Below are 13,310 nucleotides of genomic sequence, written 5' to 3' on the forward strand. Positions count from 1 at the left end.
CATCTAAGCCTCACAAAATTTCACGTATTAAAAGCTGCGAAAAATTGAACGCTTGCCTGAATGCCATTTCATCATAACACCGCTCCCTTAAAAATGAAATAGTTTTTATTTTAAAAATATATACTTTTTATAGATATTTATTCTTTTAGCCAAAAAGGCATTGATAATCCATGGTAAAAGTATATAATTATTTATATCTTTAATCGGTTGACCAAGGAGGTAGCAATGAGAAAAAATGCAAAATACATGGAAGTGTATTTAGATGTAAAAAGAAAAGTTGAGGACGGTACTTACGCTATCGGAGAAAAGCTGCCTACGGGTCCTGAATTAGCCAAACACTATAACACCAGTAAGCTGACTGTTAAAAAAGGGTTGGATATGTTGGTTTCCGAAGGGGTGCTTCATAGCCGGAGCGGTTTTGGTACAGAGGTTCTACGCAAACCGATCGACAATTCAAAAGTGTTTGGTCCTAGTGAAGGGCTGATGAGCGTTGTTGGCGAAGATCATGTTGATTCTGAAATTCACACATTTTCGATCGAACTGCCTTCAAAAAAAGTTGCTGAGAAGCTGCAGTTGAACGAAAAGGAATATATCTACAATATCGTCCGCAGTCGATTTGTCGATCAGCAGCCCTATTCATTGGAACAGACCTTCATGCCCCTATCCATCATTCCCGGATTGGAGCCAAAGCATCTGAAAAAATCAGTGTATTCCTATATTCGCGAAGAGCTGCACCTAGAGATCAATGCCTCCCATGTATGGATGAAAGGGGTATTGGCAACAGAGTTTGACGCTAAAATACTAGGTATCGAGGCTGGCGATTTTATGATTGAGATTGAAAAGAGTGTTTCTTTAGCAAACGGTACTCCTTTTGAGTATTCCATTACACGACATCTGTATCAAGACTTTATTTTTGAAGCTGTTTTTGTCGAAAATTAAGTGTGAGAGCTGATAAATTCAGCTCTTTTTTTGTCTTCTTGAATAAAGATATATATTTTTTAAAAAAAGTATTTACTTTATTCTAGATTCGTTTTATTATGTAACCAAGGAAAGTGCTTACACAGAATAAAAATTAAGGAGAATCTATCGTGGAAAAAACAAATAAGAAGGAACAGCTTTTTGAACGCTTTGGGATTATCGCGACGAAGCTAGGCAATCAAATCCATATGCGGACGTTGCGCGACGCGTTTGCCACTTTTATGCCCTTCATGATGCTGGCAGGATTTGTTACCCTAATCAATTACGTTATCTTAGAACCTACTGGATTCATGGGAAAAATCGTAAATCCCGCAACTTTAATGAAGATACAAGAAATCGGGATGTCAATCGCTAACGGAACATTGAGTATTACTACACTATTAGTAGTCGCTGCAGTCTCTTATCATATGTGTGTCAGCAGAAATTATACGAATCATATTGCAGCGGTTTTAGTTTCAATCTCAACTTTCATCGTATTAACACCGATGAAAACAATGTTCACACCGGAAAATGCAAAGAAAGCCATCGAAGTTACAGGAGTCATTCCGGGTTCACATACTGGTGCTTCGGGGATGTTTGTCGGCATTTTCGTAGGTCTCTTAGCAACTGAATTGTTTATTAAATTATCTACAAATGAAAAATTACAGATCAAACTATCAGGAAATATCCCGCCAGCTGTATTGAAATCATTCAACGTGTTGATCCCGATTATGATTACCGTTACACTATTTGCGATTCTTTCATTTGGCGTAAATCAACTCTTCAATATGGATGTGAACGGCTTGATCACTAAGGCGATCACTGGACCATTAAGTCATGTAACAACTGGTTTGCCAGGTTTTGTCTTGATCACATCAATCGCCAATTTGTTCTTTGGCTTCGGTATCCATCAAGCCGTGATCTCTGGCTCATTACTTGATCCGTTTTTGTTACAAAACATGCAGGAAAATATGGCAGCTTATGCCAATCATGAGCAAATTCCACATATCATTAATATGGCTTTCAAGGATACATTCGCTGTAATGGGCGGCTCCGGAAATACAATCGCCTTGTTGATCGCGATTTTCGTTTTCAGTCGTCGGAAAGATTACAAAGACTTTGCTAAATTATCTGTTACACCCGCTCTGTTTAATATCAGTGAACCGATCATCTTTGGCTTGCCGATCGTGTTTAATCTAAGCTTGATTATTCCTTTCGTTTTAGCTCCGATCTTCTCATTAGTAACCGCCTATTTTGCGACAGCCGCGGGATTGATCAACCATGTCGTAGTTCAAATACCGTGGACCACACCACCGGTCATCTCAGGATTTTTAGCGACTGGAGGCGATTGGCGCGCCGCGGTACTGCAAATCATCATTATCGCAGTGAGTGTCTTCATTTATCTGCCGTTCCTGCGTATTGATGAACATGTGACAGCCAAAATGGCTCAAACTGAAACAGACCCTGAAACGATAAACTAAAACAAAAGCCCAGCAAAACTGATATAGAATCAGAATTGCTGGGCTTTTTTCGTTTAAATTTGTTTTAGTATGCGCCTGAAACCGCACCGCTCGAACGATCATAAGAAGTACCTGGGAATGAAGGTTTCCCTTTCGTCGTTACGTCCGCACCATTTTTTAAGACCTTTAGATTACGGACTTTGATTGGTGTATTCGTATTAAAATGCAGAATATACGCGTTTCCTCCTGGTACTAAGCTTGTTTTATATTGTCCAACTAGACTATTATTAACAAAAGCTTGCATGTAACCTGACGCAAAATATTTCACGCGAAGATTTACCGATTGTCCATTAGCGATTCGCGGTGCATTTGTGTTAACAGAATAATACTGTTGACCAGTAACTCCCGCGTTCGCAGGAAAATTGATATTCGTCGTGTTAATTCTCCCTTGCGCGAAATTGGCATCTGATCCAGCTTGATAATGCAGACCTACCCCGACTTGACCGCTTGCTTGCCCATTTCCCGCGATGACGAATTGCATTTCATAGTCGCTTTTAGTTCCTGACATGGCAACGTCGGCTGAAAAATCAACCGTTGCATTTCCGCTTAGGCTCGCTTGATCAAACGCTTTGTTTGAATACAATAAGCGATAAGATCCTGAAACATTTTGCTCAGCACCGCCAGCCCCTGTGATATTCACATCTACTTTTTTAGGAGTTACTCCCTGATTTGAGCTGCTGCTCCCCGACTGGCCTCCGCCTGTAGCATAGAAACCGACACCTTCGTAACGCCAGCCAACCTTGACTAGATGATTTTTTTCATTAGCATTCAATGTATAGTGATGCGTTCCAGTCTTAGCATTAGGATTGTATAGCCGATAAACAGGAACAGAGCCGCCCGATTGCCAAGCAACACCTTCATAACGCCAACCCACTTTTACTAAATGATTTTTTTCATTCGCGTTGATTGTATAATGATGATCACCGCCATTGTTGGGATTGTATAAACGATAGACACCTGCACCTGATGCAGGCGTGTTCCAAGCATTCCCCTCATTACGCCAACCTACTTTTACTAAATGATTCCGTTCATTCGTATTCGCCGTGTAATGATGCTCGCCAGAGTTTGGATTGTAAACTCTCAGCAATGTAGCTGCGTCGGCATCTGCAGCATTAACAAATAGCGCTCCACCAACAAATAAGGCTGCTGCAACAAAAACACTCGATAAAAACTTTTTCATTCTCATTTCCTCCTAAATTGTCTACTCCTTATACCAACATAACGAATATCAGAAAACTCTTTTAACACACCTCCACTTTATTTCAAGAAAACAAAAATTTCACTTCACCCTTTGACAACATAATCATCAGTATTTTATTGAATTAACAACATCTTTAAAAAAGCGTTTCCAACATTAATAATTATACACGTTATTCCGTCTTTGTTCCATAGCAATAATAACCATTTTTGTCATTAATAAGATTCCGTTTGTTTATTTCTCTATAATAATACGCTCGTACTACATTTGGCAAACAAACGATTTTCTAGTTGTAGCAAAAATGAGGCGTAGGTCTGATTTTAAGAAAAAATAAATACTGTTATACTTTAGAAAAGGTCAAAAGGAGGAAAAAAAATGAGTGGGTTAGATAAAAAAATAAATGTTGGCAGAAAATTCTTTTGGATTTTATTCTTTTTAGCATTTGCGGTTACAGGGGTTACCAATTTTGCTATTGATCATGGGTTTACGTGGTTTCGAATTGTCGGCAGCGGATTGATTTTTGGCGGGATGCTTTTGGACGCACTATTATTCAGCAAAAAAGCGCGGGTGATTCATTCAATTTCCGTTTTTACAATTCTGATTATCCCATTTTTTATGGTGATTGAACGCACAGTCAATGATTACTTCGTAGATGCTCCTGTTTATTGGTTATTTCCGATAGGCTTACCAATTGCTTTAACATGGATTGCTTATTTTTGGGTCAACATTGGGATTCGGAAACTTTTGCATTGGAATATGGGCTCCTGTTTGGGGATTGCTTCATTGCTAGCGATTCCAACCGTTCTCATCACCAATACGATCGCAAACCAAACAAATGTATATAACGTGATCGAAATGAGTTTCATCACGATCATCACACTTCTTGCTTGTGGCGGCATAGGACTGATCGCTGGTCTCTTCATGCGAAAACGAAATTAATAATAAAAGACATCCAGCTTGAAAAAAATCAAAAGCTGGATGTCTTTTATTATTATTTAGCTTTTAGTGGGAAATATATCTCTATCTCATTTATATCTGGGTAGCCTCACTCGGATTCAGCAAAGAAACCTCAAAAACTGCCTCAATAATTTCATCACAGTACCTAATCTCTGGATTAACGACCTCCGGTTTCAACAGATCAAGCTCATGTTAGTCGCGCAATGACTTCGGCGTGATAGAACTCACACGAAATGACTGACTGATACTTAACATCTCTCTGTCTCCATTCTTTTTCTGTTTTCCCCCTTTAGTCTAAGGCTTCCAATTGCTGGATGGTCAAGTGTTCGAATCAAGATACTCTCTTCGAATAATTTCAGCCGCTTGCTCTGCGCCATTTATTTCTTTCATCAAGGCTCTCATCTCTTCTGCCTTTTCACGAAACGCAGGTGTTTGAAGTTTCTCGATTCCCTCAACCAATCGTTGATCAGAAACTTTTCTCGGACTCAATGCAATGGCGTTGCCGAATTTTTCGCAATAAGCGACATTCACTTCTTGTTCATATTGCAGACCGATCCCAATAAATGGTTTCCCAGAGGCGCACGCCGTTTGCACAGTTCCTTCACCGCCGTGAATGACAGAAAAATCCACCAGTTGAGATACCTCTAAAGCTGGCAGCCAATCAAACACATGAACATTGCTTGTTACTTTCGTTTCTTTTAGGTAATTTTTAATCGGTGCAATGACTTCGATATCGGTCTGTTCAAAATAGCTCAATACCTTTTCGATTAACGAACGATTTCCTGAGCTGCCCATAGCAAAATAGACTACCAATCTTTTTCTTTTGCGGGCCTTATTGATTACCTGAAGTACTTCTTCTGGAATCTCATAAGGAAGTTGAGCGAAAATCGGACCGACAGATTGATAGTTGTTGGGAAACGTCAACTCTCTGGTAAACACAGGATGAGTAGTGATCAAATTCAAGTCGCCATCCAACATATCCAATGTATATTTCGGCAGCTCCAATTGATAATTTCCCGCGACCTTTTTGAATGCTCCTGGTTTCCAAGTCAAACGCTTCGATACTTTAAGAATGATTTTCCAAAGCCCTCTGTTTGGAAGATAGACTTTATCCAGCTGACTAGGAAGCACGCAGGCCGCCTCATTAGTGATATGCGGCCGCGACATCGCCACTGGTTTAACATAAACCAAAGGAATTTTAGCGATGCGGGCAGATAAGAAAATCGTTACATTACTGCCAGTCACAATCACATGAGGAGCCAGCTTTTCGATCAATGCCAGCTCACTCGCGACACGTGCACTCACCAATTCGGCAGTAAATGGATTTTTTAAGCTTTTCCCCTGGTCAAATTTCATGATCGCCGTTTCTTGCTGTGGTGTCAGTTTAGGGCTAAGCAAAGAAACCTCAAACTTCTCTTCTTTGATCAAAGAAAGATAGGTCTTGGAAAATCCGCAGAAAACACAATGATACTCCTGCCGTAGACCCTTTGCGATCTCGATCATACGCGTCGTTTCCGCCAAATTGAAGGTAGCTGGTGCAAAAAGAATTGTCTTCATTGAAGAACCTCACTTATTCTGCTAGAGCTTGCTCGACAGCTTTTTTGGAATGAATCTCGGTCGTGTCAAATACTGGAATTGTTATATCCGCTTGCTGGATCAATAATCCAATTTCCGTGCAGCCCAAAATGACACCCTCCGCGCCTACTTCGTGCGCTTGATTGATCACAGAGATGAATAGTTCTTTTGATTCTGCCAAAATTTTACCATGGCATAATTCATCAAATATAATCTGATTCACGATATCGATATCCGTTTCATTTGGAATCCACACATTGATTCCGCTGTCGATGATTTTTTGTTTATAGAAATCTTGTGTCATCGTATATTTAGTTCCTAATAGTGCGACCTTTTTGATTTTCTTAGTCTGTAATTCAGCAATCGTCGCGTCGGCGATATGCAGGATTGGGATCGATAAATACGCTGCGATCTGCGGTGCCACTTTATGCATCGTATTTGTACAGATCAATAAAAAGTCTGCCCCCGCTTGTTCCAACCGTTGCGCTTCTCTTCCTAGAAGCTCACCGCTTCGCTCCCATTCATTCGCTGCTTGGCATTTTTCAATTTCTTCAAAATCAACACTCGCCAATTTAATTTTTGCTGAATGCAGACCGCCTAATTTTTGATTCATTAACTGGTTGATCCGCGTATAATAGGTCACCGTACTTTCCCAACTCATTCCGCCTAATAGTCCAATTGTTTTCATTTTTCCACCTCATTTTTTATTATTATAGCAAGAATCTTGGCGCATGAAAAAACCGTTTTTAAGGAAATTGTGCTATGATGACTGCAATAAAATTTGAAAGTTGGAAAATTATGTTTCATGGCGAAGTGGTTCGCAGTATTCGACTCAGCAAAGGACTAACTCAAAAAGAGTTATATCTTGGCATCGTTTCAAAATCGTATGCAATTGAATTCGAAAAAGGCAATCATAATATTTCAGTAACCTTATTATTGGAGATTTTAGAACGCCTCTCCCTCGATATGGATGAATTTCTCTATATTTGCCAAGATTACCATTTAGATGAGCAGGCTGATTATATTTTCCGTTACTCGAATTACAGTAACAACCACGATCTTCCCGCACTCTACCAGCTGCTAGCTGAACTAAAGGAGCAACAAGGAAAAATTGCAACTGTTCATATTGCAGAAGTTCGGTCACGGATTCGCATTATTGAGGCAACAAAGAAAACAGGGAAATATACCACCGACGTCGTATTGCCAGAAGATAAAGCAACCATCATTCAGTACTTAACAAATTTACAAACCTGGACATTGCAAGAGATTCAATTATTCGCCAATACCTTGGAGTTTATTGACGGAGAAAAACAATTGATTTTCTTTAAACAACTGTCAAAATCATTAGAGCGCTACAGGAATTATGACCGCGGAATAGAAATTTTCTGTAGTCTATTGGTCAATCTGATTCGTGAAACGCTAGATGAAAATTTGTTAGATTATGCGGAAGTATTGATTGAACAATTGTTTCTTTTGAGTCACGATTATAAAGTATTTTTCCAACGCTTATGCGCTAAATTTTTTAGAGGCGTGCTGCTGATAAAGCGCGGAGATTTGAATGGCCAAAATGAAATCGATCAAGTCTTAGACATTCTTTACGATCTGGATCATGCAACGTTGGCTAAAGAATTAGAATCACTTCTATAAATTTGCGGTCCAGTATTTAAGACCAAAACAAAAAAATCCATTTAGCTGTGATAAAACTATCAAGTATCAAAACAGCAACACAGCAGGAAAGGATTTTAACATGAAAAAAATCAAAATAGGTCTATTTATTGTCTTCACACTCTTCATTGCACTTGGATGCCCGCGTAGTTCTTTCGGCGATACGGACACTTCACAAGAATATATCGTCAATGGAATCATCTATGAAAGAGACAATATAAGTGACGACAATCGTTTGATCCTACATAATGGGAATGAGAGCTTGACACTTAATCGTGATGGTATGCATTGGTATAGTAATAACGGCGAGGTTACCCCCGAGCCCTATACAAAAGAAAGCTCCAGTACCTCCTCTGTAGAAAGTTCTCTTAGCGCAACGGAAAGTTCGACAACAACTATAGAAACAACAAGTCAAGAACCGACGTCACATGAACTAGTAAAAAAACAAGAACCACAAACAGATGATTCTGTGCCATCTACCACCCAAAGTACGGATAGCGTGAAAAGCGCAACAACAGCTGAGCCTCAAAAAGAATCAACGGTTATCTCAAAATCAAACATTCCCGCTGAGACAACTGTACAGTCGCAGAGTCCCTCTGTTACTCATTCTGAAAAGAATGTTGCTCAAAAAACAGCAGCCCCTGTCTTTTCTGACAAAAAAATGCTGCCTAAGACTGGTTCTTCAACGTTTCAAAATCGCTGTTTGACAGTCCTAGGAATGGTACTCTCGATTATTGCACTATGTTTGTTCAAAATAAATAAACGTCACTTACTAGGAGGAAAAAATGAATAAGCAAGCATCTTACTCACGTATATTATTGGCTACTCTTTTACTAGTACTAGGGTTTTACCTTGTTAGTCATGTGAATTTCTTTATTCCGATACCTTATCTTGGATACTTTTCGTTATTGATTTTTGGAACACTGGCCTATTCACTAGTTTTTGGCTTTGATGGGTATAAAGCTCTTTTTCAAAAGCCTAAGCATTTTTGGAAAAACTTTATCAAGTACTTTTTACTGACAGTGCTTTTTGCATTCATCCTTGGGGTTGCTATCGTTTTGATTACTCACAAGCAAAAAGGCAACGCAGCTGCCAACAATCCTCTTTGGTTTTTCTTTTTAATCATGCCCTTTGCCTTAATTGGTGAAGAACTTTTTAGTATTTATTTTTATGATTTATTCAAACTGAAATTCTCTCCCTTACTAGCAAACATTCTTGTCAGTATTATTTTTGGTCTGATTCATTATTCAACCTATTTCAATGGTTCAGTCTTAATAACGATCCTTCAGATCCTTGCACTTCAAGGGACTGCTCGTTTTTGGTTTAACAAGAGTTATGAAAAATCGAATTCTATCCTTACTAGCTTTGCGATCCATTATTTTTACGACCTTGCGACATTTATGTTTACTCTATTCGTGCTCCAGCATTAATAAACAAGAGGTTACTCCAGAAGCTACTTCTGGAGAACCGTTTGTTCAGAACAAGGAGTTGTGACAAGACTTTTGTCACAACTCCTTGTCTTTCTATTTTTCGGCAATAAAACAAAGTGTTTCTGAATCAGCGGTATATGAAGCCCCTCTGATGTCCCCATAAACCTCATTATCTGAAAAATCACTATCTTTTAACTCTGTTAATAATTCTTCCTTATTAAAAACTGTCTCCCAAATAAAAAATTCTTTGACGCTTTCAGGATATAGTAAATAATGTTGAGCCAGATAAGTCGTTGTTTCTGGATATTTTTTCTGTGCCGATAAATGCAGACAAGCTTCTTTCGTCCAAAAATTATCCTCATCCAATTGCCACGTGTGCGCAGCTTCAAAGTCCGCATATTTTTTTGGTGTGAACACATCAAAAATGAAGCGCCCGCCTTTTTTCAACGCCCGATGAGCCTTTTGAAACACTTCCTTACGTTTCTTTGGTGAAAAAACACCCAGATCACAATAAATCAGAACAATCACATCATATTGTTCATGGCCTAAATCAACGTTCAGATAATCTCCACATTGATAGTCAATGTCATAGTTTTTTTCCTTCGCTGATTCCTCAGCGTATGCGATGCTCAATTCTGAAAAGTCGATACCTTTCACTTGATAGCCCGCGCTAAAAAACTGTTCTGTATAGATACCTGGTCCGCAACCAAGATCTAGCAACTGAGGAAAATCCTGCACTGGACATTTTTCTGTCAGCCACTGCATGGATTGTTTGATATAAGCAGCGTTTCTTGTAGCGCCGTCAAACTCAGTATCCAAGTGTGCGGCTAACATTTGCGGAGCTAAATGAGCATCCAGCCAAATTGAATCTTTACTTTGCGTAAAGATGGGTACGTTCGTCTTAATAGTATTGATCATTTTACAGTCCTCTTTCTTACTGACGACAATCCAACAGGCAACAAAAAAACATGAAAAAGTTCTGCACACCAAATAAACTGTCTTTTCTTACGAAAATTTTCAGTTTATTCAATGTCAGAATACTTTTCCACGTTTCACTAAAATCCTTCAATTGCGGAATGTATAGTGCGCCGGACCAAAATCGCCTCTTATCTCTTCAATGTAATTGTCGTCATTAATTATTTTAGCATAATTTGGAAAGAATTCAAAAACAGGATCAATCATCGAAAGTGATTGATCCTGTTTCAAGCTGCTTGCATTGTTCTTCCGTCACATCGTTACTGACTCTGTACCACAAAATTTTTACTACTTAAAATGAGAAATAAACTATGCTTCTTTTGCGAGGAATTCTAAAAAGCCAGCGGAAGCAATCGCCTTCGCTGACTTTTTCTAATTTGGAATGTCATTGCGTAACTAGTGCGGTCTGCCTTATGCCAAACTTAATCCTCGGATCGTTTGCTCCGCGTCAGTTAGAATCCCCGCAATAATTTGTTCCGCTGGTTTTATTTGGTTGATCAGCCCGGAAACTTGTCCAGCCATAACTGAACCATTTTCGATATCTCCCGCAGCAGCTTTTCTGGCTGAGCCCATTGTTAACTCTTCCAGTTGCTCTCTTGGCATATTTTCCTTTTCCCACTGAACATATTGATTGATCATTTTATTCTTTAGACTTCTAACAGGCGCTCCACCGTTTCTGCCTGTCACTGCCGTGTCCATTTCTTCAGCATCAGCAATAAATTCTTTCACGTTTTTCGGGATCGGACATTCTTCCGCCAACATAAAGGCCGTCCCCATTTGTACCCCTTGTGCACCTAATGCATAGGCTGCTGCCATCCCCTTGCCACTAGCGATTCCGCCAGCAGCGATCACGGGTATACTTACAGCTTCGACCACTTGAGGTAATAAAACCATCGTTGATAATTCACCTATATGACCGCCAGCTTCTGAACCTTCAGCGACAACAGCATCTACACCAAGTGCTTCCATTTTCTTCGCTAACTTAGCACTCGGAATAACCGGAATCACTTTTACACCAGCAGCCTTGAATGTTTCCATATATTTTTTCGGTGTACCCGCTCCAGTGGTAACGATCTTGACGCCTTCTTCAATGACCACCTTCACCATATCTGGAACATTCGGGGCCATCAACATAATATTTACAGCAAAGGGTTTCTCAGTTAATTTTTTGCAATTAATAATCTCTTCCCGTAATTGTGCTTCACTCATTCCGCCAGCAGCAATAATGCCTAATCCACCAGCATTTGATACAGCTGCAGCTAATTGGTGCTTAGAAACTTGTGCCATCGCACCTTGAAAAATGGGATATTGAATACCTAATACTTCAGTAATTTTTTTCATTGTTCTATTCCCTTCTCTGTAAAAATTCTTTGTAGTGCTATTGATAACTTTCTAAGAAACATTTTGATGCCTCCATATCGATCGTAAAAATCCGATCCTCTTTAACAAAACTCACGATTTCACGGTACGCTTCAAAGAACGGCTTTGTGGCTTTTCCTAATGGCAAAGCAGATGCTTTCATTCTCAGATCGATCGCCTGGCTCGCATGCATCAGCTCAACTCCGTATATATAATTGATACTTTCATTGATTTCCAATAAACGTTGCGCTGCCTGCAATGCATTCGTTCCAGTGTCTTCCACACCACCTGCGACTGGTTGAACATTCAATGAAATAGGATTTACTAAAGCCATGATTTCTCCATGTAAAGCCACAATTGGAACATGCAAAGATCCAAATCCATGCCCTTTATTTTCAGGTACGGTTAAGAAACGCGGCAATCCAGTGAATTCCTCTTCTTCCAAACGCAGACATCGTTGAATGACATTGTGTGAAATATGCCCTAAAGCCAGACTAAGCCGTTGGATTGCCAATGCAACTGGTAAGGATTCAAAATTGGCTGATGGAAAAATCCCACCGGAAATTCTCTCAGTCTCAACAAAATATTGAGCGACCTGATCAAATTCTTTGTACGATTCATCAGCATCTTCAATAATACTAGGATTGTCATCAGAACTATTGATCTGAATGGTCAGCATTTCTTCTAAATCTACTAATGCTCGTTGCGCTTCAGATAAAGTGTAGACAGTTGTTCGATACGACAACGGATCTTGTAACGGTCTTTCAGCATTCAACTGCCATAAGTAAGAGCCAGCTAGAGCCTCTCGCATCGTTTCCGCAGTTTCTTTCAATAATGGAAACGGACGTACTTTGATTGGTTGGGGTAAGATCGGTGCAATATTCCCATTCAATCCTTCTAAACTCAATCCAAAAACTAATGGACTGACGGCAAGTGTCTGACGAACTTTTCTTGCAGCGGCTAATGCATAAGCTGTTGAAATACTATTAGTCGATAATATCGCTAGTCCATCTTTTCCGATCGGGATCAATTTCTCTAAACCCGTTTTTTGTAATGCTTGTTCTCCGCTAATTGTTTTCCCTTGGTAATTAGCCCGCCATTCTCCCATCATCACAAGTCCAACGTGACTAGCGAGCATGATGTCGGCTTCACCCATACTGCCGCGACTGGGAATCAACGGTGTGATTCCCAGATTCAAAAACGCTTTGTACAATTCAACCACCGCTGGTTGAACTGCTGCCTGTCCTTGAAGTAAGGTGTTTAATCGGATGACCATTGCCAAACGACTTAAATGGTCCGGCATCATCTCACCTACACCCGCTGCGTGCGACCGAAGCATTGAACGGTTAAAACTTTCCGATGCTGCCATAACTTCTGGTGATAGTTCCCCTGACGCATCAAATAATTTTTGATCTTTATTTAAACCAACGCCTACTGTTAACCCATAAACCGGTGTTCCAGAAATCGCACCAGCCATTAATAATTCATAAGACCTTTCCGCTCGATTCAACGCTGCATCAGCAATTGTGACGGCGGCCATGCCTTCAGCAACCATCCAGGCCTCCGCCAACGTCAGACTTGAACCATCTAAAACAATTGATCTCATTTTTTTCCTCCCTACACGTCGCTTAGTTAAAATTGACGACCATATTTTGCTATTGCTAGAATTTTAGT

At 39.8% G+C, this 13,310-nt stretch carries 12 protein-coding genes; 6 read left to right on the forward strand and 6 right to left on the reverse strand.

What is annotated here, in order from left to right:
* The first annotated feature begins 225 nt into the window (after nucleotides 1–225).
* Nucleotides 226–939, forward strand: coding sequence for a GntR family transcriptional regulator (locus IGI38_RS11410; protein WP_438730055.1), 714 nt, complete (start codon nucleotides 226–228; stop codon nucleotides 937–939).
* Nucleotides 940–1,088: 149 nt separating this feature from the next.
* The gene (locus IGI38_RS11415; protein WP_438730058.1) at nucleotides 1,089–2,438 is read left to right on the forward strand and encodes a PTS sugar transporter subunit IIC; all 1,350 of its coding nucleotides are present in this window, start codon (nucleotides 1,089–1,091) and stop codon (nucleotides 2,436–2,438) included.
* 64 nt (nucleotides 2,439–2,502) lie between these two features.
* Here the strand turns inward: IGI38_RS11415 and IGI38_RS11420 are convergent, their stop codons facing one another.
* Entirely contained in the window at nucleotides 2,503–3,657 is a 1,155-nt protein-coding gene (locus IGI38_RS11420) for a hypothetical protein (protein ID WP_438730061.1), read from the reverse strand.
* A 393-nt stretch (nucleotides 3,658–4,050) separates the two neighbouring features.
* Between IGI38_RS11420 and IGI38_RS11425 the strand changes: the two genes are divergently transcribed.
* A complete protein-coding gene (locus tag IGI38_RS11425; protein WP_438730063.1) occupies nucleotides 4,051–4,614 on the forward strand; it encodes a hypothetical protein in 564 nt (187 codons plus the stop codon).
* 336 nt (nucleotides 4,615–4,950) lie between these two features.
* On the opposite strand, the gene IGI38_RS11430 is transcribed toward IGI38_RS11425, so the two are convergent.
* The gene (locus IGI38_RS11430; RefSeq protein ID WP_438730066.1) at nucleotides 4,951–6,189 is read right to left on the reverse strand and encodes a glycosyltransferase; all 1,239 of its coding nucleotides are present in this window, start codon (nucleotides 6,187–6,189) and stop codon (nucleotides 4,951–4,953) included.
* A gap of 13 nt (nucleotides 6,190–6,202) precedes the next feature.
* Entirely contained in the window at nucleotides 6,203–6,895 is a 693-nt protein-coding gene (locus tag IGI38_RS11435) for an aspartate/glutamate racemase family protein (protein ID WP_438730069.1), read from the reverse strand.
* 74 nt (nucleotides 6,896–6,969) lie between these two features.
* Between IGI38_RS11435 and IGI38_RS11440 the strand changes: the two genes are divergently transcribed.
* From IGI38_RS11440 to IGI38_RS11450, 3 genes are all read left to right on the forward strand, one after another.
* On the forward strand, nucleotides 6,970–7,854 hold the full coding sequence (locus tag IGI38_RS11440) for a helix-turn-helix domain-containing protein (RefSeq protein ID WP_438730072.1): 885 nt from the start codon (nucleotides 6,970–6,972) through the stop codon (nucleotides 7,852–7,854).
* 100 nt (nucleotides 7,855–7,954) lie between these two features.
* Complete coding sequence (locus IGI38_RS11445) at nucleotides 7,955–8,665, forward strand: hypothetical protein (RefSeq protein WP_438730075.1); 711 nt, start codon at nucleotides 7,955–7,957, stop codon at nucleotides 8,663–8,665.
* Nucleotides 8,658–9,302, forward strand: a complete 645-nt coding sequence (locus IGI38_RS11450; RefSeq protein WP_438730077.1) for a CPBP family intramembrane glutamic endopeptidase — start codon at nucleotides 8,658–8,660, stop codon at nucleotides 9,300–9,302. Before IGI38_RS11445 ends, IGI38_RS11450 begins: the two co-directional genes overlap by 8 nt.
* A 93-nt stretch (nucleotides 9,303–9,395) precedes the next feature.
* On the opposite strand, the gene IGI38_RS11455 is transcribed toward IGI38_RS11450, so the two are convergent.
* From IGI38_RS11455 to IGI38_RS11465, 3 genes are all read right to left on the reverse strand, one after another.
* Nucleotides 9,396–10,220, reverse strand: coding sequence for a class I SAM-dependent methyltransferase (locus IGI38_RS11455; RefSeq protein ID WP_438730080.1), 825 nt, complete (start codon nucleotides 10,218–10,220; stop codon nucleotides 9,396–9,398).
* A gap of 468 nt (nucleotides 10,221–10,688) precedes the next feature.
* Complete coding sequence (locus tag IGI38_RS11460; protein ID WP_438730083.1) at nucleotides 10,689–11,618, reverse strand: nitronate monooxygenase; 930 nt, start codon at nucleotides 11,616–11,618, stop codon at nucleotides 10,689–10,691.
* A gap of 37 nt (nucleotides 11,619–11,655) precedes the next feature.
* Nucleotides 11,656–13,242 carry an HAL/PAL/TAL family ammonia-lyase gene (locus tag IGI38_RS11465; RefSeq protein ID WP_438730085.1) on the reverse strand — a complete coding sequence of 529 codons (1,587 nt, stop codon included), beginning with the start codon at nucleotides 13,240–13,242 and terminating at the stop codon, nucleotides 11,656–11,658.
* Between the last annotated feature and the right edge of the window lie 68 nt (nucleotides 13,243–13,310).

The organism is Enterococcus sp. AZ128, assembly GCF_051714485.1.
In the GTDB taxonomy this organism is placed as follows: domain Bacteria; phylum Bacillota; class Bacilli; order Lactobacillales; family Enterococcaceae; genus Enterococcus_A.

Bases quoted from the DNA above. Each gene is read 5' to 3' on its own strand.
- IGI38_RS11420 (WP_438730061.1), bottom strand. From the start codon at position 3,657: ATGAAAAAGTTTTTATCGAGTGTTTTTGTTGCAGCAGCCTTATTTGTT.
- IGI38_RS11460 (WP_438730083.1), bottom strand. From the start codon at position 11,618: ATGAAAAAAATTACTGAAGTATTAGGTATTCAATATCCCATTTTTCAA.
- IGI38_RS11455 (WP_438730080.1), bottom strand. From the start codon at position 10,220: ATGATCAATACTATTAAGACGAACGTACCCATCTTTACGCAAAGTAAA.
- IGI38_RS11440 (WP_438730072.1), top strand. From the start codon at position 6,970: ATGATGACTGCAATAAAATTTGAAAGTTGGAAAATTATGTTTCATGGC.
- IGI38_RS11445 (WP_438730075.1), top strand. From the start codon at position 7,955: ATGAAAAAAATCAAAATAGGTCTATTTATTGTCTTCACACTCTTCATT.
- IGI38_RS11450 (WP_438730077.1), top strand. From the start codon at position 8,658: ATGAATAAGCAAGCATCTTACTCACGTATATTATTGGCTACTCTTTTA.
- IGI38_RS11410 (WP_438730055.1), top strand. From the start codon at position 226: ATGAGAAAAAATGCAAAATACATGGAAGTGTATTTAGATGTAAAAAGA.
- IGI38_RS11465 (WP_438730085.1), bottom strand. From the start codon at position 13,242: ATGAGATCAATTGTTTTAGATGGTTCAAGTCTGACGTTGGCGGAGGCC.
- IGI38_RS11430 (WP_438730066.1), bottom strand. From the start codon at position 6,189: ATGAAGACAATTCTTTTTGCACCAGCTACCTTCAATTTGGCGGAAACG.
- IGI38_RS11425 (WP_438730063.1), top strand. From the start codon at position 4,051: ATGAGTGGGTTAGATAAAAAAATAAATGTTGGCAGAAAATTCTTTTGG.
- IGI38_RS11435 (WP_438730069.1), bottom strand. From the start codon at position 6,895: ATGAAAACAATTGGACTATTAGGCGGAATGAGTTGGGAAAGTACGGTG.